The 21,451-nt window shown below is 64.2% G+C and carries 23 protein-coding genes; 18 read left to right on the top strand and 5 right to left on the bottom strand.

Annotated elements, in window-relative coordinates:
- Nucleotides 1-169: 169 nt before the first annotated feature.
- The 4 genes from rpsM (at nucleotide 170) to rplQ (ending at nucleotide 2,731) form a co-directional block, all read left to right on the top strand.
- The gene (gene rpsM / locus ABID37_RS14630; RefSeq protein WP_354195970.1) at nucleotides 170-538 is read left to right on the top strand and encodes a 30S ribosomal protein S13; all 369 of its coding nucleotides are present in this window, start codon (nucleotides 170-172) and stop codon (nucleotides 536-538) included.
- A 157-nt stretch (nucleotides 539-695) separates the two neighbouring features.
- Nucleotides 696-1,085, top strand: a complete 390-nt coding sequence (rpsK, locus tag ABID37_RS14625) for a 30S ribosomal protein S11 (protein WP_018427863.1) — start codon at nucleotides 696-698, stop codon at nucleotides 1,083-1,085.
- Nucleotides 1,086-1,185: 100 nt separating this feature from the next.
- Complete coding sequence (locus ABID37_RS14620) at nucleotides 1,186-2,196, top strand: DNA-directed RNA polymerase subunit alpha (protein WP_354195968.1); 1,011 nt, start codon at nucleotides 1,186-1,188, stop codon at nucleotides 2,194-2,196.
- A gap of 106 nt (nucleotides 2,197-2,302) precedes the next feature.
- Complete coding sequence (rplQ, locus tag ABID37_RS14615) at nucleotides 2,303-2,731, top strand: 50S ribosomal protein L17 (RefSeq protein WP_354195966.1); 429 nt, start codon at nucleotides 2,303-2,305, stop codon at nucleotides 2,729-2,731.
- 77 nt (nucleotides 2,732-2,808) lie between these two features.
- On the opposite strand, the gene msrQ is transcribed toward rplQ, so the two are convergent.
- Both msrQ and msrP read right to left on the bottom strand, forming a co-directional pair.
- Nucleotides 2,809-3,441, bottom strand: coding sequence for a protein-methionine-sulfoxide reductase heme-binding subunit MsrQ (gene msrQ, locus ABID37_RS14610; RefSeq protein ID WP_354195964.1), 633 nt, complete (start codon nucleotides 3,439-3,441; stop codon nucleotides 2,809-2,811).
- Complete coding sequence (msrP, locus tag ABID37_RS14605) at nucleotides 3,441-4,388, bottom strand: protein-methionine-sulfoxide reductase catalytic subunit MsrP (RefSeq protein WP_354195962.1); 948 nt, start codon at nucleotides 4,386-4,388, stop codon at nucleotides 3,441-3,443. The genes msrQ and msrP overlap by 1 nt, the downstream gene beginning before the upstream one ends.
- A 279-nt stretch (nucleotides 4,389-4,667) precedes the next feature.
- Here msrP and ABID37_RS14600 point away from each other — a divergent pair, with 279 nt between their 5' ends.
- The 6 genes from ABID37_RS14600 (at nucleotide 4,668) to ABID37_RS14575 (ending at nucleotide 12,348) form a co-directional block, all read left to right on the top strand.
- On the top strand, nucleotides 4,668-6,158 hold the full coding sequence (locus ABID37_RS14600) for a DegQ family serine endoprotease (protein ID WP_354195960.1): 1,491 nt from the start codon (nucleotides 4,668-4,670) through the stop codon (nucleotides 6,156-6,158).
- 12 nt (nucleotides 6,159-6,170) lie between these two features.
- On the top strand, nucleotides 6,171-7,478 hold the full coding sequence (locus tag ABID37_RS14595) for a replication-associated recombination protein A (protein WP_354195958.1): 1,308 nt from the start codon (nucleotides 6,171-6,173) through the stop codon (nucleotides 7,476-7,478).
- A gap of 84 nt (nucleotides 7,479-7,562) precedes the next feature.
- Nucleotides 7,563-8,549 carry an RluA family pseudouridine synthase gene (locus ABID37_RS14590; RefSeq protein WP_354195956.1) on the top strand — a complete coding sequence of 329 codons (987 nt, stop codon included), beginning with the start codon at nucleotides 7,563-7,565 and terminating at the stop codon, nucleotides 8,547-8,549.
- Nucleotides 8,546-9,460: a DMT family transporter gene (locus tag ABID37_RS14585; RefSeq protein WP_354195954.1), complete on the top strand. Its 915-nt coding sequence runs from the start codon at nucleotides 8,546-8,548 to the stop codon at nucleotides 9,458-9,460. Before ABID37_RS14590 ends, ABID37_RS14585 begins: the two co-directional genes overlap by 4 nt.
- 16 nt (nucleotides 9,461-9,476) lie before the next feature.
- Nucleotides 9,477-10,268, top strand: coding sequence for an ATP12 family chaperone protein (locus tag ABID37_RS14580; RefSeq protein ID WP_354195952.1), 792 nt, complete (start codon nucleotides 9,477-9,479; stop codon nucleotides 10,266-10,268).
- Nucleotides 10,269-10,458: 190 nt separating this feature from the next.
- A complete protein-coding gene (locus tag ABID37_RS14575) occupies nucleotides 10,459-12,348 on the top strand; it encodes an MFS transporter (RefSeq protein ID WP_354195950.1) in 1,890 nt (629 codons plus the stop codon).
- A gap of 63 nt (nucleotides 12,349-12,411) precedes the next feature.
- On the opposite strand, the gene ABID37_RS14570 is transcribed toward ABID37_RS14575, so the two are convergent.
- Nucleotides 12,412-12,615, bottom strand: coding sequence for a YMGG-like glycine zipper-containing protein (locus ABID37_RS14570; RefSeq protein WP_354195948.1), 204 nt, complete (start codon nucleotides 12,613-12,615; stop codon nucleotides 12,412-12,414).
- Between the two features lie 99 nt (nucleotides 12,616-12,714).
- Entirely contained in the window at nucleotides 12,715-13,344 is a 630-nt protein-coding gene (locus ABID37_RS14565) for a MarC family protein (protein WP_354195947.1), read from the bottom strand.
- Nucleotides 13,345-13,585: 241 nt separating this feature from the next.
- Here ABID37_RS14565 and gyrA point away from each other — a divergent pair, with 241 nt between their 5' ends.
- Nucleotides 13,586-16,408, top strand: coding sequence for a DNA gyrase subunit A (gene gyrA / locus ABID37_RS14560; RefSeq protein ID WP_354195946.1), 2,823 nt, complete (start codon nucleotides 13,586-13,588; stop codon nucleotides 16,406-16,408).
- Nucleotides 16,409-16,456: 48 nt separating this feature from the next.
- Here gyrA and ABID37_RS14555 read toward each other — a convergent pair whose 3' ends face one another.
- Nucleotides 16,457-16,603, bottom strand: coding sequence for a hypothetical protein (locus tag ABID37_RS14555; RefSeq protein WP_354195945.1), 147 nt, complete (start codon nucleotides 16,601-16,603; stop codon nucleotides 16,457-16,459).
- A 159-nt stretch (nucleotides 16,604-16,762) separates the two neighbouring features.
- Between ABID37_RS14555 and coaD the strand changes: the two genes are divergently transcribed.
- The 7 genes from coaD (at nucleotide 16,763) to ABID37_RS14520 (ending at nucleotide 21,394) form a co-directional block, all read left to right on the top strand.
- The gene (gene coaD / locus ABID37_RS14550) at nucleotides 16,763-17,263 is read left to right on the top strand and encodes a pantetheine-phosphate adenylyltransferase (RefSeq protein ID WP_354195943.1); all 501 of its coding nucleotides are present in this window, start codon (nucleotides 16,763-16,765) and stop codon (nucleotides 17,261-17,263) included.
- A gap of 15 nt (nucleotides 17,264-17,278) precedes the next feature.
- Nucleotides 17,279-17,863, top strand: coding sequence for a peptidylprolyl isomerase (locus ABID37_RS14545; protein ID WP_354195941.1), 585 nt, complete (start codon nucleotides 17,279-17,281; stop codon nucleotides 17,861-17,863).
- Nucleotides 17,864-17,887: 24 nt separating this feature from the next.
- Nucleotides 17,888-18,403: a peptidylprolyl isomerase gene (locus ABID37_RS14540; RefSeq protein WP_354195939.1), complete on the top strand. Its 516-nt coding sequence runs from the start codon at nucleotides 17,888-17,890 to the stop codon at nucleotides 18,401-18,403.
- 17 nt (nucleotides 18,404-18,420) lie between these two features.
- Nucleotides 18,421-18,870 (top strand): DMT family transporter, encoded by a 450-nt coding sequence (locus ABID37_RS14535; protein ID WP_354195937.1) that lies wholly within the window; start codon nucleotides 18,421-18,423, stop codon nucleotides 18,868-18,870.
- Nucleotides 18,870-19,946 (top strand): tRNA preQ1(34) S-adenosylmethionine ribosyltransferase-isomerase QueA, encoded by a 1,077-nt coding sequence (queA, locus tag ABID37_RS14530; protein WP_354195935.1) that lies wholly within the window; start codon nucleotides 18,870-18,872, stop codon nucleotides 19,944-19,946. Before ABID37_RS14535 ends, queA begins: the two co-directional genes overlap by 1 nt.
- Complete coding sequence (gene tgt / locus ABID37_RS14525) at nucleotides 19,943-21,073, top strand: tRNA guanosine(34) transglycosylase Tgt (RefSeq protein ID WP_354195933.1); 1,131 nt, start codon at nucleotides 19,943-19,945, stop codon at nucleotides 21,071-21,073. Before queA ends, tgt begins: the two co-directional genes overlap by 4 nt.
- Before the next feature lie 84 nt (nucleotides 21,074-21,157).
- Entirely contained in the window at nucleotides 21,158-21,394 is a 237-nt protein-coding gene (locus ABID37_RS14520) for an Lrp/AsnC ligand binding domain-containing protein (protein WP_354195931.1), read from the top strand.
- Nucleotides 21,395-21,451 lie beyond the last annotated feature (57 nt).

Genomic DNA, 21,451 nt, shown 5'->3' with positions numbered 1-21,451 from the left:
GCAGCGGTCATGTGGAGTATGGCGACCCCTCATTCCCACAAGGCGTGAGGTGGGCGTGCCGTTTTGGCATGCTTGCTGCAACTTGAAGAAACACCTGCAAGGGCCGGCCTCCACCGGACGCGGGTAAAAGCAACAGCGTCGGCATGGCCGGCCCACATGGAGAACGAAGATGGCCCGTATAGCCGGCGTCAACATCCCGACCAACAAGCGCGTCGTTATCGCGCTGCAATATATTCACGGCATCGGCAAGAAGTTTGCCCAGGAGATCATCGACAAGGTCGGCATTCCGGCCGAGCGTCGAGTGAACCAGCTCACCGATGCCGAGGTGCTGGCGATCCGCGAGGCCATCGACCGCGATTATCAGGTCGAGGGCGACCTGCGCCGCGAAGTTTCGATGAACATCAAGCGCCTGATGGACCTTGGCTGCTACCGCGGCCTGCGCCATCGCCGCTCGCTGCCGGTTCGCGGTCAGCGCACGCACACCAACGCGCGTACCCGCAAGGGCCCGGCCAAGGCGATCGCCGGCAAGAAGAAGTAATTTCAGGGAATGGGGGAGTAGGGGAGTAGGGAAGTATGTAAAGACGCTGCGGCCTGCCGCGACGGAAACATACTCCCTTATTCCCCTACTGCCCTACTCCCCAACAGGTGTAGCCGCTGGCATTACGGCGGTGTAGAGATCAACTGAAAGGAAAAACATGGCCAAGGAAGCCGCTCGCGTTCGTCGTCGCGAACGTAAAAACATCTCGTCGGGCGTTGCCCACGTGAATTCGACCTTCAACAACACCATGATCACCATTTCCGACGCGCAGGGCAATGCGATTGCCTGGTCGTCGGCCGGTGCCCAGGGCTTCAAGGGTTCGCGCAAGTCGACCCCGTTCGCTGCCCAGATGGCTGCCGAAGACGCCGCCAAGAAGGCGCAGGAACACGGCATGCGCACGCTCGAGGTCGAGGTTTGCGGCCCCGGTTCCGGCCGTGAATCGGCTCTCCGCGCGCTTCAGGCTGCCGGCTTCACCATCACCTCGATCCGTGATGTGACGCCGATCCCGCACAATGGCTGCCGTCCGCGCAAGAAGCGCCGCGTCTGACATTTCATTTTTCGCCGCTTGAGCGCCCACGGGCGCTTTTGCGGTTTTCCAGGTCGCCCGCCACGATTGGATGGTGGTGGGGAAACGGAAGGAAGGCAATATGATCCAGAAAAACTGGCAGGAACTGATCAAGCCGAACAAGGTCGAGTTCTCGTCAAAGAACAAGACGGTGACCACGCTGGTTGCCGAGCCTCTGGAGCGTGGTTTCGGTCTCACGCTGGGCAACGCGCTTCGCCGGGTTCTGCTGTCGTCGCTGCGCGGCGCTGCCGTCACGGCTGTCCAGATCGACGGCGTGCTGCACGAGTTCTCCTCGATTGCAGGCGTGCGCGAGGACGTCACCGACATCGTCCTCAACATCAAGGAAATCGCCATCAAGATGGAAGGCGAGGGTCCCAAGCGCATGGTTGTGCGCAAGCAGGGTCCCGGTGCCGTCACCGCCGGTGACATCCAGACCGTTGGCGATGTCGAGATCCTCAACCCCGACCACGTCATCTGCACGCTGGACGAGGGTGCGGAGATCCGCATGGAGTTCACGGTCGACACCGGCAAGGGCTATGTCCCGGCCGAGCGCAACCGCGCCGAGGATGCTCCGATCGGGCTGATCCCCGTCGACAGCCTCTACTCGCCGGTCAAGAAGGTGTCCTACAAGGTCGAAAACACCCGCGAGGGCCAGGTTCTCGACTACGACAAGCTCACCATGACCATCGAGACCGACGGTTCGGTGACGGGCGAGGACGCGGTGGCTTTCGCTGCCCGCATCCTGCAGGACCAGCTCAGCCTGTTCGTCAACTTCGAGGAGCCGCAGAAGGAAACCGCCGCCGAGCAGGTGACGGAACTCGCCTTCAACCCGGCACTGTTGAAGAAGGTGGACGAGCTGGAGCTTTCGGTCCGTTCGGCCAACTGCCTCAAGAACGACAACATCGTCTACATCGGCGACCTGATCCAGAAGACCGAGGCGGAAATGCTCCGCACTCCGAATTTTGGCCGCAAGTCGCTGAACGAGATCAAGGAAGTTCTGGCTTCCATGGGCCTGCACCTCGGAATGGAGGTTCAGGACTGGCCGCCGGAGAACATCGAAGATCTCGCGAAGCGTTACGAAGACCAGTACTGAGCCTGAATAGAGCATGGTACCGAGGACCGGCTCGTCCGGTCCGACGGCCATGCGGAAAACCATCGGAGGCCGTGGCCTCCTGAATAGCTGAAGAAGGAAAAGAGCCATGCGCCACGGTTTCAAAGGCCGTCGTTTCTCACGCAGTGCAAGCCACCGCAAGGCGATGTTCGCCAACCTCGCCGTCTCGCTCATCGAGCATGAGCAGATCGTCACCACCCTGCCGAAGGCGAAGGACCTGCGTCCGATCGTCGAGAAGCTCGTCACCCTCGGCAAGCGCGGCGATCTGCACGCCCGCCGCCAGGTGATCGCGCAGATCGGCAACGAGGATGTCGTCAAGCGTCTGTTCGACACCATCGCCCCGCGCTATGCGACCCGCAATGGCGGCTACCTGCGCATCATGAAAGCCGGCTTCCGCCGCGGCGACAACGCCCCGCTGGCCGTGATCGAGTTCGTCGATCGCGACACCTCGGCCAAGGGCGCCGGCGACCGCGCCCGCGTCGAGGCCGAAGGCGTTGACGAGGCCGAAGCAGCCTGATCTTTCGGGCATATTCAATCGAAAAGGCCGGGAGATCGCTCTCCCGGCCTTTTTGCTTTTCTGCCTTTCCGTTTTTCTCAGGCACGCTCGATTGTAACGCGGTGTCGTGGGGCGCGTTTGCGGCGGTTGAAATATGGCCGCAGCGGTCGCCAGGCCAGCAGCAGGGCGATGATCGCGATGTAGACCCACTGCTCCGGCCCGACAACCTTCACCGACAGGGCGTAGTGCAGCACGCCCGCCGCGGCGATAATATAGGCTAGCCGGTGCAGTTTTCCCCAGCGCGCGCCCAGCCTGCGGATCGACCAGCTGTTGGAGGTCAGTGCCAGCGGAACGAGCATCGCCAGCCCCGCCATGCCGATGGTGATGAAGGGACGCTTGGCGATATCCTCGACGATGGCAGCGAAGTTCAGGAACTGGTCGAGCACCATATAGGTGGTGAAGTGCATCAGCACATACCAGAAGGCGAGCAGCCCGAGCGCCCGGCGGTAGCGCAGCCCGTTCAGCCCGAAGATGTCGCGCAGCGGCGTGATGGCGAGCGTGGCAATGAGGAAGCGCAGCGCCCACAGGCCCAACAGATGCTCGAATTCCTTGACCGGGTTGCCCGGCAGCCGGCCGGTGGCGCCAAGCCAGAAGCCCCAGGCGGCGGGAACGAGCCCGATGGCATAGAGTGCCCAGACGGAGGCTTTACGCAAGCGTGGCGAAAGCGGCATCAGAAGTTGGCCTTCAGGTCCAGCCCGGCATAGAGTTTGGCGACTTCTTCCTCATAGCCGTTGAAGGGCAGGGTCGGCCTCCGGTTGGCGCCGAAAAAGCCGCCTTCGCCGATGCGGGTTTCGCTGGCCTGGCTCCAGCGCGGATGATCGACCGCCGGATTGACGTTGGCATAGAAGCCGTATTCGTTCGGCGCCGCGATGTTCCAGGTGGTCGGCGGCTGCTTGTCGGTAAGCGTGATGCGTACGATCGACTTGATGCCCTTGAAGCCGTATTTCCACGGCACCACGAGCCGCACCGGCGCGCCGTTCTGGTTGGGCAAGGTCTTGCCGTAAAGGCCGAGCGCGAGGATGGTGAGCGGGTGGCGGGCCTCGTCAAGCCGCAGGCCCTCGACATAGGGCCATGCCAGGGACTGGAAGAAACCGCCCTGGCCGGGCATCTCGTCCGGCCGCACGACGGTTTCGAAAGCCACGTATTTTGCCGAGCCGAGCGGTTCGACCTTGTCGAGAAGCGCGGCCAGCGGGAAGCCCGCCCACGGGATCACCATGGACCATGCCTCGACACAACGCATCCGGTAGATGCGTTCCTCGAGCGGGAAGGCGAGCAGTTCTTCAAGGCCGAATTCGCGTGGCTTGCTAACCATGCCGTCGACCTTGACGGTCCATGGGGTCGGCTTGAACTTGCCCGATTTGGCTTTCGGGTCGCCCTTGCCGAGGCCGAACTCGTAGAAATTGTTGTAGGCGGTGACGTCGTCCTCCGATGTCAGCTTTTCATCCGTCGAGAAGGGGCTTTCCGATGCCTTCAATGCCGCGGCTCCGGCCGGAACGCTGCTTCCGAAGGCAAGCAGGCCGGCAGCACCGGCTCCGGCGAGGAAACCCCGTCTGTTCAGGAAAATCGATTCGGGCGTGATTTCCCCGGCGGCGATCCGGGGCGGGTGGTAGGCAGGCATGACGGTCGCCTCGCTGGCATTGTGATGGTTGCGACATCGACTATATAACGGGCGTGGAATGCTGTTTCGACTGCCATCGGGATCACGCTTGGCCACATTTTCGTGTAGTCGGCCCAGGGCCATGCCGTGGTCGCACGCCGGCGTTGGAACCTGCAGGCCCAGGGAAGCCGCAACGCTTGGGAAGTGCCTTGAAGCGCCGCGCCAATCGGGCTTAACAAGCCTTTCATTTTGCACAATCGTCGCGACAATGGACGGCGACATTGCTCGGAGGATTCGTTTATGGCTCCCAAGCGTCTGACCGTCGCCGTTATCGGCGTCCTGTCCATGCTTCTTGCCGCGCCGTTTGCGCCACAGGCGCTTTCCCAGGAAAGGAAGGGCGAGTCGCCCGGCCTCAGCGAGGTGCTGACCGATCTGCTGCAAGGTTCCGGCGATGCGGACACGACGTCCGGCCCCGACCGCCGCGTGCCGTTCGGCCGTGAGGAGGTGCAGCTTTCCTTTGCCCCGCTGGTCAAGGAAACGGCGCCGGCCGTGGTCAATGTCTACGCCTCCAAGACGGCCCGGGTGCGCTCGCCCTTCGAGGGCGATCCGTTCTTCGAGCAGTTCTTCGGCCGTTCGATGCCGCGGGCGCAGTCCTCCCTGGGATCGGGGGTTCTGGTCGACGAAGCCGGCTTCGTCGTCACCAATTTCCACGTCATCAAGGATGCGGACGAGGTGAAGGTGGCCATGTCGGATGGCCGCGAATTCACCAGCAAGGTGCTGCTGAAGGACGAGTCGCTCGACCTGGCTGTGCTGAAGATCGAGTCCGACAAGCCGTTCCCGACCATCGCCATCGGCGATTCCGACGCCTTGCAGGTGGGTGACCTCGTTCTGGCCATCGGCAATCCGTTCGGCGTCGGCCAGACGACCACCTCCGGCATCGTCTCGGCGCTGGCCCGCAGCCATATCGGCATTTCCGATTCCGGCTTCTTCATCCAGACCGACGCCGCCATCAATCCCGGCAATTCCGGCGGTGGCCTCATCAACATGGCGGGACAGTTGGTCGGCATCAACACCGCGATCTACAGCCGCAGCGGCGGCTCCATCGGCATCGGCTTCGCCATTCCCGCCAACATGGTACGTGCCTTCGTCGAAGCCGCCAAGTCCGGCCGCGACTTCTTCGAACGGCCCTATATCGGCGCGACCTTCGAGCCGGTGACCCCGCAGATCGCGGAATCGCTCGGCATGGAACTGCCGTACGGCGCGCTGGTTTCGGCCGTCGAGGCGGGCGGCCCGTCCGATCAGGCCGGGTTGCGGCCGGGTGATGTGGTGCTGAGCTTCAACGGCGCCCGCATCGAGGGCGTGGACGCGCTCGGCTATCGGCTGGCGACGCAACCGATCGGGACGCAGGCCGCGCTCGATGTGCTGAGCAAGGGCGAGGAAAAGAAGGTCGATATCGCCTTGCAGCGGGCGCCGGAGGGCGCCGCCGACGCGCAGGTGCAACTGCGCGGGCGCAGCCCCTTTGCCGGCGCCAAGGTGGCGGAACTCTCGCCCCGGCTGGCCCAGCGCCTCGGCATGAATGCCGATACGAAGGGTGTTGCCGTGGTCGAGGTGGACCGCAATTCACCTGCCGGCGATTTCGGCTTGCGGCCGGGCGACATCGTGCGCGAGGTCAATGGCCAGACCATCGACAGCGCCCGCAAGCTGGCCGACGCATCGCAGCAGAACTCGCGCTGGTGGCGTTTCACCATCGAGCGCGACGGGCAGTTGATGCGCCAGGTTCTGCGCTACTGAGATCGGAAGAACATGGCGGACCTGTTCAGCCCCGATAAGCCGCTGGCGGCGCCCGTGGGACAGCCGCTCGCAGACCGGCTGCGGCCGAAGAGCCTTGCCGAGGTCGTCGGGCAGGAGCACCTGACCGGCCCGGACGGGGCGTTGACGCGCATGATCCGTTCCGGCTCGCTCGGTTCCATGATCTTCTGGGGACCACCGGGAACGGGCAAGACCACGGTGGCGCGGCTGCTGGCGGGCGAAACCAGCCTTGCCTTCGAGCAGGTTTCGGCGATCTTCACCGGTGTCGCGGACCTCAAGAAGGTGTTCGAGACGGCCCGTCTGCGCCGTGCCAACGGCCGCCAGACCTTGCTGTTCGTGGACGAGATCCATCGTTTCAACCGCGCCCAGCAGGATAGTTTCCTGCCGGTGATGGAGGATGGCACGGTCATTCTCGTCGGTGCCACGACGGAAAACCCGTCCTTCGAGCTGAACGCGGCGTTGCTGTCGCGTGCCCGCGTGCTCACCTTCCGTTCGCTCGACGAGGAAAGCATCGCCAAGCTTCTGGCGCGTGCCGAGGAGGCCGAAGGCAAGCCCTTGCCGCTCGACGAGGAGGCGAGGGCGGCATTGGTGCGGATGGCGGACGGTGATGGCCGCGCTTCGCTCACGCTTTCCGAAGAGGTGTGGCGCGCGGTGGGGCCGGGCGAGGTGTTCGATGCCGAGGGCCTGCTTGCCGTGGTTCAGCGGCGCGCGCCGATCTACGACAAGGGACAGGACGGCCATTACAATCTGATTTCGGCCCTGCACAAATCCGTGCGCGGCTCCGATCCGGACGCGGCGCTCTACTACCTTGCGCGCATGTTCGACGCGGGCGAGGACCCGCTTTATCTCGGCCGGCGGCTGGTGCGCATGGCGGTCGAGGATATCGGCCTGGCCGACCCGCAGGCGCTCGTCGTCGCCAATGCCGCCAAGGATGCCTATGATTATCTCGGCTCGCCCGAGGGCGAACTGGCCTTTGCGCAGGCCTGCGTCTACCTCGCCACGGCGCCGAAATCGAACGCCGTCTATACCGCCTTCAAGGGGGCCATGCGGGCGGCCAAGGAACATGGCTCGCTGCTGCCGCCCAAGCATATCCTCAATGCGCCGACCAAGCTGATGAAGGAAGAAAGCTACGGCGCCGGCTATCGCTACGATCACGACGAGCCGGATGCTTTTTCCGGGCAGGACTACTTCCCCGAAAAGATAGGCCGGCAGACGTTCTATGATCCGCCAGAGCGCGGTTTCGAGCGCGAAATCAGGAAGCGCCTTGAATATTGGGCCAAGCTGCGCAAGGAACGCGGCTGACATAACAACTTTCCCATGTCGCAACCCGGCTCGCAAAGGCGGGCGCTTGATGCTATCTGGCGGCCGGGATCAATGGACAGGCTCATGGCAGGCGTAGAACAGATAACGGTTGAGGCCGGCGAGGCCGGCATGCGGCTCGACCGCTGGTTCAAGGCCCATTATCCGGGCCTCGGTTTCGGCCATCTGCAGAAGCTGCTGCGGTCGGGGCAGGTCCGGGTCAATGGCGGCCGCGCCAAGGCCGACACGCGGGTCGAGCCCGGCCATGTCATCCGCATTCCGCCGCTCGACGTGGACCGCAAGGCCAGCGACCAGATGACCGGCTATTCGATCCGCAACCAGGACGATGGCGATGTGCTGGCGCGCATGCTGCTGCACGAGGACCCGAAGGTCTATGTCTTCAACAAGCCGGCCGGGCTGGCGGTGCAGGGCGGCTCCGGCGTGACCCGCAATGTCGATGACATGCTGGAAGCCCTGCGCAACAAGAAGGGCGAGAAGCCGCGTCTGGTCCACCGGCTCGACCGCGACACCTCGGGCGTGCTGGTGGTTGCGCGCACGCGGCTGGCGGCGATGAAGCTGTCGGAATCGTTCCGTCATCGCGAGACGAAGAAGACCTATTGGGCCCTGGTGAAGGGCGTTCCGCCGAAGCGCGAGGACAAGATTTCCACCTGGCTGGTCAAGGAGCAGACGCCCGATGGCGACCGCATGCGGGTGGCCAGGCACGGCGAGAAGGGCTCGGACCATGCCGTTTCCTTTTACCGCGTGGTCGAGCAGGCGGCGCAGTCGCTGTCCTGGCTGGAGATGGAGCCCTATACGGGGCGCACGCACCAGCTTCGTGTCCACGCTGCCCATATCGGCTGCCCGATCATCGGCGATCCTAAATATTTCGAAGCCGACACCAATTGGGATTTTCCAGGCGGTATGCAGAACCGTCTGCATCTGCATGCGCGCCGCATCGTTATCCCGCATCCCGACGGCGGCAGGATCGACGTGACCGCGCCCATGCCCCCGCACATGCGCCAGAGCTGGAATTTGCTCGGTTTTGACGAACAGAGCGCCGAGAACGACGCGTGAATACGGCAACGGGCGCAATCGATCGCCGCGACGCGATCGACCTGACGGCGACCGCCTTGATGATCGGGCTGACGCTGTCATGGGGCCTCAACTATGTGGCGGCCAAGATTTCCTATACGGGCTTCGATCCGCTTTTCGTATCGTTCGTCCGTGCCGCGCTCGGTGGCGCGCTGGTCTTCCTGTGGTGCCTGTGGCGGCGCATTCCACTGTTCGAGAAGGACGGCACGCTGCTGGCCGGCATGGCGGCCGGGTTGCTGTTCGGCATCGAGTTCCTGCTGTTGCTGGTCGGTCTCGAGCATACGACGGTGGCCCGCAACACGCTGCTGGTCAACGCCATGCCTTTCTGGATGCTGCTGGGCGGCCACTTCCTGCTTGGCGAGCATTTCACCGCGCGCAAGCTGTTCGGCCTGCTGCTCGCCTTCGCCGGCATGGTCGTGGTGTTTTCCGACCGGCTCGATGGGTCGGGCACCCTGGTCGGCGATGTGCTGAGCCTCGGCGCGGGTATTGTCTGGGCCGCCACCAACCTGACCATCAAGCGCTCGCGCCTGACCAGTGTGAGCGCCGAGAAGGTGCTGCTTTACCAGCTTGCCGGCGCGTTCGTGGTCAGTGCCGTCGCCCTGCCGTTCGCGGCCGAGCCGATCCGTTCGGTGACGCCGGTGGCGACCGCCGCACTGCTGTTTCAGGCAAGCTATATCGTGGGCTTCACTTTCGTGCTGTGGTTCTGGCTGCTCAGGCGCTATCCTGCATCGGGCCTGTCCAGTTTCGCCTTCCTGACCCCGGTGTTCGGGGTTCTGTGCGGCGCGCTGCTTCTGGATGAGCCGTTGAGCTGGCGCATCGCGGCGGCGTTGTTGCTGATCGGCGTCGGGCTTATCATCGTCAACAGGCCGGTACGAAAACAGATCATCGGGTGAGGGCAGGAAGGTCGATATGCGCGACATGCTGAACGATATCGAGCAAGGCATCCACCTGTCGGACCCCGACCCTGTCCGCCGCGCCCAGATCCAGATGCGCGCGCCCCTGCCCAAGCGCTTCTACAGCCATGCAGCGGTGACGCGTCGCGACGGGGGCTTTGCCGTGGAGCTTGACGGCAAGCCGGTGCGCACGCCGGGCAGGAACCTGCTGGCGCTGCCGACAGAGGCGGCGGCGGAACTGGTCGCAGCCGAGTTCGAGGCCCAGAAGGACGTGATCGACCCGGTGGCCATGCCGGTGCTGCGGCTGGTCAACACGGCGATCGACGGTGTCGCTTCCGATCCGCAAGCCGTGCTGGAAGACATCTTGCGCTTCGCCTCGTCCGACATGCTCTGCTACCGGGCTGATGGGCCGCAGGGCCTGGTCGAGCGCCAGAACAGGCATTGGGACAAGGTTCTGGACTGGGCGCAGGCCGCCATCGGCGCCCGCCTCAACCTGGCCGAGGGCGTCATGCATGTCGAGCAGCCGCGCGAGTCGATCGCCGTGCTCGGCGCCTGGCTTGCCCGCCGCAACGATCCGTTCCGGCTCACCTCCCTGCACGTCATGACGTCGCTCACCGGCTCGGCGCTGTTGGCGCTGGCGGTCGAGGCCGCCGAGCTGGATGCCGAAAACGCATGGCTGGCCGCTCATGTCGATGAGGATTGGCAGATCGAGCAATGGGGACAGGATGCCGAGGCGGTCGCGCGCCGTTCCCAGCGCCACAGGGATTTCGTCGCGGCGGTAAATCTGCTCGACGCGCTGGCCGGCTGAGCCCGCGGCCGCCGGCCGGCTCAGGCTTGCGGCTACATTAGACCAAAGTCATAATTCCAAAGCACTGGTGCCGTTTGCTGCGGCTTTCTGTCACTTTTTGCCCGATGGCGCTCATTTGAGTCCGCGCCCCATTTGCCTCTCGCCGGCGACAGGAGGGTCGCCACGGAGGCAGCAAAAAGGAGGAACCACCATGGCAATGGCATCCACCGCCGGCGGTTCGAGCCGCGGCATGACGCGTGAGGAGAAGAAGGTCATCTTCGCCTCGTCGCTTGGTACCGTGTTCGAATGGTACGATTTCTATCTCTACGGTTCACTGGCCGCATTCATCGGCTCGACCTTCTTCAGCTCGGCCATCCCGGAAGCGACCCGCAACATCTTCGCGCTGCTCGCCTTCGCCGCCGGCTTCCTTGTGCGGCCCTTCGGTGCGCTGGTCTTCGGCCGCATCGGCGATCTCGTCGGCCGCAAATACACCTTCCTCGTCACCATGACGATCATGGGCCTGTCGACGTTCCTCGTCGGTATCCTGCCCGGCTATGCGAGCTGGGGCATCGCCGCGCCGATCATCCTCATCCTGCTGCGCCTGTTGCAGGGCCTGGCGCTGGGCGGCGAATATGGCGGTGCCGCGACCTATGTCGCCGAGCATGCGCCGGACGACCGCCGTGGCTTCTACACGTCGTGGATCCAGACCACCGCCACATTGGGTCTTTTCCTCTCGCTGGCCGTCATCCTGATCGTGCAGGCTTCGCTGAGCGCTGAAGCCTATGCTTCCTGGGGCTGGCGCATTCCGTTCATCATCTCGTTCGTCCTGCTTGGCATCTCCATCTGGATTCGTCTGTCGCTGTCGGAATCGCCGGCGTTCAAGCGCATGAAGGCGGAGGGCAAGACGTCCAAGGCGCCGCTTTCCGAGGCCTTCGGCCAGTGGAAGAACGCCAAGATCGCGCTCCTGGCGCTGTTCGGCCTCACCGCCGGCCAGGCCGTCGTGTGGTACAACGGCCAGTTCTACGCGCTGTTCTTCCTCACCAACGTGCTCAAGGTCGACGCCTGGTCGGTGAACATCATGATCGCCACCGCGCTCGCCGTGGGCTCGATCTTCTTCGTCGTGTTCGGCTGGCTATCCGACAAGATCGGCCGCAAGCCGATCATCATGGCGGGTTTCGTCCTGGCGATCCTGACGACCTTCCCGCTGTTCAAGGCGCTGACATGGGCCGCCAACCCGACACTGGCGGCGGCACAGCAGAATGTGCGCGCCACGGTGACCGCCGCGCCGGGCGACTGCAAGTTCCAGTTCAACCCGGTCGGCACGGCGAAGTTCACGACATCCTGCGATATCGCCACGTCCTTCCTGACCCGCAGCTCGGTGCCTTACGACGTGGTGGCGACCGCCGCGCCCGGCACGCCGGCAACGGTCACCATCGGCAACGAGACGGTGGAGTCCTATGACGCCATCGCCGCCGGCGACGACGCCAAGGCGAAAGAAGCTGCCTTCAGCAAGGGCATCAATATCGCCCTGATGGACGGCGGCTATCCGATCCATCGCGCCACCAGCATGGTGGCCGATCAGAAGCTGGATGCCTTCGTCGCTGCCAATCCGGAACTGAACCTCGACGCGGCGGCGATCCGCGCCGGCGAGAAGAAGACGATCCCGGTCGATAAGGCCATCGCCGACAAGGTCGTCACGGCCGAAGAGGCGGCGGGCGCCACCGAGATCACCGCCTACTCGATCCCGGATTCCGGTGCGTTCTCGATGTTCGCCGATCCGCAGAAGGTGAACTGGCCGCTGACCATCGGCATCCTGTTCATCCTGGTGCTCTACGTGACCATGGTCTACGGGCCGATCGCCGCCATTCTGGTGGAGATGTTCCCGACCCGCATCCGCTATACCGGCATGTCGCTGCCCTATCACATCGGCAATGGCTGGTTCGGTGGACTGCTGCCGGCAACCGTGTTCGCGCTCAGCGCCTACAAGGGCGACTTCTACTTCGGCCTCTGGTATCCGGTGGCGATCGCGGCGATGTCGCTGATCATCGGCATGCTGTTCGTCAAGGATACGCTGGGCACCAATCTGGACGCCAAGGAATAGCGTAACCTTCGTGTGAAACTTGGGCCGCCCCGCCTGACCGGCGGGGCGGTCCTTTTTTTGGGGTTACCGGCTGGAGCCGATCACGGCTCCAAGTGCTGCGCCGCCGAGGCCGCCCACCACCGCGCCGCCTGTTCCTGCCACCGCCGCACCCGCCAGAGCGCCGGAGCCGGCGCCGATGGCCGCGCCGCTCGCTGTCCTCATGGCCTGGGAAGAACCGCAGGCGGATAGCGACAGGGCGGCAAAAGAGATGATCAGAATCCTGCTCATATCGTTTCTCCTGAATTGGTGATCGAAGGAGAAACTCCGCATTCAGGGTTAAGAATTCGCTTCGCGCCGCTTGCCGGGCTTGGGTTTTCCGTCTCTGCGTCAGCCCGCGATCAGCGCCTTGACGCCGTCGGCCACGAACTGGACGGCGAGGGCCGCCAGGATCACGCCGAGCAGTCGGGTCAGGATCGACCGGCCGGTCTGGCCCAGTATGTGGTCGATGCGCTCGGCCAGCAGGAAAACCAGATAGGTAAGGGCAAGGCACAGGAAGATGATGCCGACCAGCGCAATCTGGCCCGTGATGCCCTGGAAGGAGCCGGACAGGAGAACGGTCGCGGAAATGGCGCCTGGCCCGGCGATCAGCGGGATCGCCAGCGGGAAGGCCGCGATGTTGTGGATATGGTCGCGGGTGATGGCGACGTCGGAAATCTTCTCCTTGCGGTCGTTGCGCCGCTCGAAAACCATCTCGAAGGCGATGAAGAAGAGCAAGAATCCGCCGGCCACGCGGAAGGCTGCCAGCGTGATGCCGAAGACGGACAGGATCGCGGCTCCGGCCACGGCGAACAGTGCCAGCACGACAAAGCCGATGATGCTTGCCCGGACCGACACCTGCCCCCGCTCGCCCCGGTTCATGTTGCGGGTGACGGCGAGGAATATCGGCGCCAGGCCCGGCGGATCTATGGTCACCAGTAAGGTAACGAAGGCGTTGAAAAGACTGTCGAAATTCGGCATCGGCAACTGTCCCCTGAATTTTCAGGCTAGCGCAATGCCGCAACCGGCGCCAGCCGCAAGGCGGCCTGTGGCGGCCGGCGGATAAAGACAAGCGTGCACACGTTGTCGCGATTTCCCCAAAAATCGCATATCCATTTGAAATAACGTCGAAAATCAGTTCTGGAAAAGATCGTTCATTGTTGGAGAATCCGGTGCCGTTCCTATATAAGACAGGAATGATTCCCAACACGTGTGACCTGATTTGACCGACCACAAAACACCGAGCGGTGCCGACGGCGATCCGAACGGCATCGAACCGATTTCCATCGTCGAGGAGATGCAGCGCTCCTATCTCGATTACGCCATGAGCGTGATCGTCAGCCGCGCTCTGCCTGACGTTCGCGACGGCCTCAAGCCGGTCCACCGGCGCATTCTGTACGCCTCGCATGAGAGCGGCTACCACTGGAACCGCAAATATGTGAAGTCGGCCCGCCCTGTTGCCGACGTGATGGGTAAATACCATCCGCATGGCGACGCCTCGATCTACGACACCTTGGTGCGCATGGCGCAGGACTGGTCGATGCGCGTGCCGCTCATCGACGGGCAGGGCAATTTCGGCTCCATCGACGGCGATCCGCCGGCGGCGATGCGCTACACAGAGGCGCGCCTCGCCAAGGTCGCGCACGAACTGCTCGAGGACATCGACAAGGATACGGTCGATTTCCAGGATACCTACGACGCCTCGGGAGCGGAGCCCCGCGTCATCCCGGCGCGGTTCCCGAACCTCCTGGTCAATGGCTCGGGCGGTATCGCGGTCGGCATGGCCACCAACATCCCGCCGCACAATCTGGCCGAGGTGTGCAACGGCGCTATCGCCATCATCGACAACCCGGCCATCGAACTGACCGATCTCATGGAGATCATTCCCGGCCCGGATTTCCCGACCGGCGGCATCGTTCTCGGCCGTTCGGGCATCTACAATGCCTATTCGACCGGACGCGGCTCCATCGTCATGCGTGGCAAGGTCGAGATCGAGCCGATCCGCGGCGACCGCGAGGCCATCGTCATCACCGAGGTTCCCTTCCAGGTGAACAAGGCCTCGATGATCGAGAAGATGGCCGAACTGGTGCGAGACAAGCGCATCGAGGGCATCTCCGACATTCGCGACGAGAGCGACCGCCAGGGTTACCGCGTCGTCGTCGAGCTGAAGCGCGACGCCAATGCCGAGGTGATCCTCAACCAGCTCTACCGCTACACGCCGCTGCAAACCTCGTTCGGGGCCAATGTGGTGGCGCTGAACGGCGGCAAGCCGGAAGTGCTGACCCTCATCGACATGCTGAAGGCCTTCGTGAGCTTCCGCGAGGAGGTCATCAGCCGGCGCACCAAATATCTGCTGCGCAAGGCGCGCGATCGCGCCCATGTGTTGGTCGGCCTTGCCATCGCGGTGGCCAATATCGACGAGGTCATCAAGCTCATCCGCCACGCGCCCGATCCGCAGACGGCGCGCGAGCAGTTGATGGAGCGCCGCTGGCCGGCTGCCGACGTGGAATCGCTGATCCGCCTGATCGACGATCCGCGCCATCGCATCAACGAGGACGGCACCTACAATCTCTCCGAGGAACAGGCGCGCGCCATCCTCGAACTGCGCCTGCAGCGCCTGACCGCGCTCGGCCGTGATGAGATCGCCGACGAGTTGAACACCATCGGCGAGGAAATCCGCGACTATCTGGACATCCTGTCGTCCCGCGCGCGCATCCAGCAGATCGTCAAGGACGAACTGGCGGCGGTGCGCGACGAGTTCGGCACGCCGCGCCGCACCGAGCTTGCCGATGGCGGCGCCGACATGGATGACGAGGATCTGATCCAGCGCGAGGACATGGTCGTCACCGTCAGCCACTCCGGCTACATCAAGCGCGTGCCGCTGTCGCTCTACCGGGCGCAGCGTCGCGGCGGCAAGGGCCGTTCGGGCATGTCGACCAAGGATGAGGATTTCGTCACCCGGCTGTTCGTGGCCAACACCCACACGCCGGTGCTGTTCTTCTCCTCGCGCGGCATCGTCTACAAGGAGAAGGTGTGGCGCCTGCCGGTCGGCAGTCCGCAGTCGCGCGGCAAGGCGCTCATCAACATGCTGCCCTTGCAGCAGGGCGAGCGCATCACCACCATCATGCCGCTGCCCGAGGACGAGGCGAGCTGGAGCGAACTGGACGTGATGTTCGCCACCACGCGCGGCACCGTTCGCCGCAACAAGCTGTCCGACTTCGTCGACGTCAAGCGCAACGGCAAGATCGCCATGAAGCTGGACGAGGGCGACGAGATTCTCGGCGTCGAGACCTGCACGGAGAACGACGACGTGCTGCTCACCGTGGCGTCGGGCCAGTGCATCCGCTTCTCCGTTTCGGACGTGCGCGTGTTTGCCGGCCGCAATTCGGTCGGCGTGCGCGGCATCTCGATGGCGGAGGGCGACCGCGCCATTTCCATGACCATCATCGAGCATGTCGATGCCGATCCGTCGGAGCGTGCCGCCTATCTCAAGCGCGCCGCGGCCGAGAGGCGCCTGCTGTCCGGCAATGGCGAGGACGAGGAAATCGCTCTTACCAACGAGGAGATCGGCGAGGAGGCGCAGCTTTCCGACGAACGCTACGAATTCCTCAAGACGCACGAGCAGTTCGTGCTCACGGTCACGGAACTGGGTTACGGCAAGCGCTCGTCATCTTACGATTTCCGGTTGACTAATCGCGGCGGCAAAGGCATCCGCGCCACCGACGTGTCGAAGGTCGATGAGATCGGCAGGCTGGTGGCGACGTTCCCGGTCGGCAATGACGATCAGATCATGCTGGTGTCCGACGGCGGCACCGTCATCCGCGTGCCGGTCCACGGAATCCGTTTCGCCAGCCGCGCCACCAAGGGCGTCACCATCTTCAACACGGCGGAAGGCGAGAAGGTCGTTTCGGTCGAGCGCATTTCCGAGCCGGGCTCCGACGAGGATGAGAACGACGACGTCGATGCTGCCGGAAATGAAACCGTCACCGATGGGACGGGGATTGAGGCCGGGAGCACGACTGGCGAGGAGCCGCAGGCGGAGTGATCCGCCGCGGCTTCAGCCCGTTTTCGTCACCGCCGGCACCTTGTTGAATTAAAGGTGGTAGGGGTTGCGCGAGCGCAAGGGGAAGCCGCCGGTGCGGCGCGGTGCGCGGCTGCGCTCTGCCTCCTGATGCAGCCCGAAAGCCGTGGCGATCAGCATGGCGATGGTCATGGCGGCGGCGAGCATGTAGATGATCATGAACGTACCTCCTGTGTTTGAAAAACGCACGGGCGTGCGTTTGGTTTCATCCGGTTGGCGTACAACTTCCGCGATTCGGCTTGAACGGGTTCTGACCCGGCCGTTCATCCGGCGTTCATGCGTTGCGTTTGGCTTCGGCTGTCTCTAGAAGCGAAGGCCATGACCGAACGCATCGCCATCTACGCAGGGTCGTTCGACCCCCTCACCAACGGCCATCTGGACGTGCTGAAGGCGTCGCTCGCCATCGCCGACCGGATTTACGCCGCCATTGGCATTCACCCCGGCAAGAAGCCGCTGTTTTCATTCGAGGAGCGCGTCGGCCTGATCGAGACCGTGGCCGCGCAGGAATTCGGCTCCGATGCCAGGCGGCTCGCGGTGGTTGCCTTCGACGGACTGGTCGTAGATGCGGCGCGCAAGCACGGCGCTTCGATCATGATCCGTGGCCTGCGCGACGGCACCGACCTCGACTATGAGATGCAGATGGCGGGCATGAACGAGGTGATGGCGCCGGAATTGCAGACCATCTTCCTGCCGGCCAGCCCGTCGGTGCGAACCATTACCGCCACACTCGTGCGCCAGATCGCTTCCATGGGCGGCAATATCGAGCCGTTCGTGCCCGCTGCGGTCGTCGAGCCGCTGACCGCCAAATTCGCGAAATAGCTGGAGACACCCCCAATGACGCTCAAGAAGCTCGCGGCCTTTGCCATCGTGGTCGGCGGTCTTGCCGCTGCCGCGTTGCCGGCCTTCGCCGCCGAACCGGAGGATACGCTGGTCCTCACCCTCAAGGACGGCGACGTGACCATCGCGCTGCGCCCGGATATCGCGCCCAAGCATGTCGAGCAGATCAAGAAGCTGGTGCGCGACGGCGCCTATGACAATGTTGCCTTCCATCGCGTGATCGACGGTTTCATGGCGCAGACCGGCGACGTACAGTATGGCGACATGGAAGACGGCTACAATCCGCGCGCCGTCGGCACCGGCGGTTCGGACCTGCCGGACCTGCCGGCCGAGTTCTCTAGCGAGAAGTTCGAGCGCGGCGTGGTCGGCATGGCCCGCGCGCAGGACCCGGACTCCGCAAATTCGCAGTTCTTCATCATGTTCGCGCCGGCGGCGTCGCTGAACGGCGGATATACCGTGATCGGCAAGGTCGAGAGCGGTATGGAAAAGGTGGATAACATCAAGAAGGGTTCGGCTGCCGAGAATGGCTCGGTGGCCGAGCCGGACCGCATCGTCAAGGCGCGCATCGCCGCCGACAACTGATCATTTCCAGAAAGGATTTTTGACATGGCCGAGATCAAGGACCGCGAAAACGCGCTCATCATGGATACCACTCAGGGGCAGGTGGTGATCGAACTTTATCCCGACCTGGCTCCGGGCCACGTCGCCCGCATCAAGGAACTGGCGCGCGAAGGCGCCTATGACGGCGTTGTCTTCCACCGCGTCATCGACGGCTTCATGGCCCAGACCGGCGACGTGAAGTTCGGCAAGACCGGCTCCAAGGATTTCAACCCGGGCCGCGCCGGCATGGGCGGCTCCGACAAGCCGGACCTGAAGGCCGAGTTCTCGAACGCCAACCACGGCCGTGGCGCCTGCTCCATGGCGCGCGCCCAGAACCCCAATTCCGCCAACTCGCAGTTCTTCATCTGCTTCGATGACGCCTCGTTCCTGAACCGCCAGTACACGGTCTGGGGCCAGGTCATTGAGGGCATGGAGAATGTCGACAAGATCAAGCGCGGCGAGCCGGTTCAGGACCCCGACAAGATCGTGTCGCTGAAGGTCGCGGCCGACGTCGCCGCCTGACGCTGAAGGAGCGAGAGATGGCGGGGCTTTTGTGGGCATTGCTCGGCATGATGGCCGGTGCGTTCGTCGCCATCCAGGCGCCGATCAATGCTGATCTGGCGCGCGGCCTGGGTTCCACGCTGGCCGCCGCCGCCATCTCTTTCCTGTCCGGCGCCTTGGTGCTTGGCCTGCTCACCTTCGTGATCGGCCGCATGCAAGGCGTCGTCATCGGCTGGCGCGAGCCGGAACCGTGGCTTTTCGTGGCCGGGGGCTTGCTCGGCGCCGTCTATGTCACCACCAACATCATGCTCATTCCGCGCATCGGCGCGGCGGCGCTGATCGCTTTCCTGATCACCGGCCAGCTCATTGCCGGCATGGTGGTGGACCGGATCGGCTTCCTCGGCGTGGCGGTGCGCGAGATCACCCTCGGCCGCTTTGCCGGCGCCTGCCTGCTGCTCGTCGGCGCGGTGATGGTCCGCTATCTCTGATGCGCGTCGATCTGTTCGATTTCGACCTTCCCGAGGAGCGCATCGCCTTGCGCCCGGCCGAGCCGCGCGACAGCGCGCGGCTGCTGAAGGTTGTCCCCGGCGCGCCGCCCGAGGACCTGACCGTGCGCGACCTGCCGTCGCTGCTTCGGTCAGGCGACGTTCTGGTCTTCAACGACACCAAGGTCATCCCCGCGCAGCTTAAAGGCGTGCGCCGGCGCGGCGAAGCGACCGCTCAGGTCGAGGCGACGCTGCATATGCGCATAGGGCCGGACCGCTGGCTCGCTTTCATGCGGCCCGGCAAGCGCATCGCCGAGGGCGACCGCATCCATTTCGGCCATGACGGCAATTCCTGCTTCCTCGGCCAGCTCGACGCCATGGTGCTGGAAAAGCGCGAGGGCGGCGAGGTGCTGCTGGGCTTCGACGTATCGGGACCGTTCCTGGATGAGGCGCTGCACAGCGTCGGCCATATCCCGCTGCCGCCCTACATCGCCTCCAAGCGAGAAGACGACGAGCGCGACCGCCGCGACTACCAGACCATCTATGCGCGCGAGGAAGGCGCGGTTGCCGCGCCCACGGCCGGCCTGCATTTCACGCCGGACCTGTTCGCCGCACTCGATGCCATGGGTGTCGAGCGCCGTTTCGTCACCCTGCATGTCGGTGCCGGCACCTTCCTGCCGGTGAAGGCCGACGATACCGACGAGCACAGGATGCATGCCGAGAGCGGCACCGTATCAGCCGAAACGGCCGCTGCCCTGAATGCGGCGCGGGTAAGGGGCCGGCGCATCGTCGCGGTCGGCACGACCTCGCTGCGCCTGCTCGAAAGTGCTGCGGCGCAGGACGGCACCGTGAAGGAATGGTCCGGCGCCACGGATATCTTCATCACGCCCGGCTACCGCTTCAAAACGGCGGACATGCTGATGACCAATTTCCACCTGCCGCGCTCCACGCTGTTCATGCTGGTTTCCGCCTTTGCGGGGCTGGACACGATGCGGGCAGCCTACGCGCACGCGATTTCGACAGGCTACCGCTTCTATTCCTATGGCGACGCCAGCCTCCTCTTCAGGCAGCAGACATGAACACGAATTTTTCCTTCCGGCTGATCGCCACCGATGGCGGTGCGCGGCGCGGCGAAGTCGCCATGCCGCGCGGGACGGTGCGCACCCCGGCATTCATGCCGGTCGGCACCGGCGGCACGGTCAAGGCCATGTACATGGATCAGGTGCGCGGCACGGGGGCCGACATCATCCTTGGCAACACCTATCACCTCATGCTGCGGCCGGGCGCGGAGCGCGTGGCGCGGCTGGGCGGCCTGCATGAGATGGCGCGCTGGCCGTGGCCGATCCTCACCGATTCCGGCGGGTTTCAGGTCATGTCGCTGTCGAAGCTGAGGAAGCTGACCGACCACGGCGTCACCTTCCGCTCGCATATCGATGGCGCGCCCTATGAGATGACGCCCGAGCGCTCGATCGAGATTCAGGGGCTGCTCGATTCCGATATCCAGATGCAGCTCGACGAATGCACGGCGCTGCCGGCCAAGCCGGCCGAGATCGAGCGCGCCATGGAGCTGTCGCTGCGCTGGGCGGAGCGCTGCAAGGCGGCGTTCGGCGACCAGCCCGGCAAGGCGATGTTCGGCATCGTGCAGGGCGGCGACAATGCCGGATTGCGCGTGCGTTCCGCACAGGCGCTGAAGGCCATGGAACTCAAAGGCTATGCGGTGGGCGGCCTCGCCGTCGGCGAACCGCAGGCGGTGATGCTCGAGATGCTGGAAATCACCTGTCCCGAGCTGCCGGCGGACAGGCCGCGCTATCTGATGGGCGTCGGCACGCCGGACGACATATTGAAGTCCGTGGCCCGTGGCATCGACATGTTCGATTGCGTGATGCCGACGCGGGCAGGCCGCCACGGCCTTGCCTATACGAGGCGCGGCAAGGTCAACCTGCGCAATGCCCGCCATGCCGATGACCACCGTCCACTGGACGAGGAGAGCTATTGCCCCGCCGCGCGTGACTATTCCAGGGCCTATCTGCACCATCTGGTGCGCTCGCAGGAGGCGCTGGGCGCCATGCTGCTGACGTGGAACAACCTGGCCTATTACCAGCGGCTGATGCAGGACATCCGCGACGCCATCGAGGCCGGGCGGTTTGCCGACCGCGCCGCCGAGATCTCGGAAGGCTGGGCGAGGGGCGATATCCCGGCCCTGTAGGCCGGCTACCGGCGGGTCGGCTTGAAACCTGCCCGCCAAACTGCGACAACAGACCATCTCAACGCTATTGGGACTGGACAGGCGATGAAGACGTTTTTCGTGCAGATCAAGTGCGACCTCGGCAAGGCCTATGAGGTTGCCAGCGAACTGGCGGATGCCGAGATCGCCTCGGAGATCTATTCCACCGCCGGCCAATATGATCTGCTGGCGAAATTCTACGTCGATGATGACGAGGACATCGGCCACTTCGTGAACCAGCGGGTGCAGATCGTCCCAGGTATCAAGGACACTTTCACCACGGTGACCTTCCGCGCCTTCTGATCCGGCCGAGTGAGCATATCGTAAGGTAAGCTTTTTGCTGGTCTTCATTTTCGTTTT

It is taken from the genome of Aquamicrobium terrae (genome assembly GCF_040545735.1).
Taxonomy (GTDB): Bacteria; Pseudomonadota; Alphaproteobacteria; order Rhizobiales; family Rhizobiaceae; genus Mesorhizobium; species Mesorhizobium terrae_A.
The sequence above is the reverse complement of the archived record's forward strand: the minus strand, read 5'-3'. Positions and strand labels throughout refer to the sequence as shown.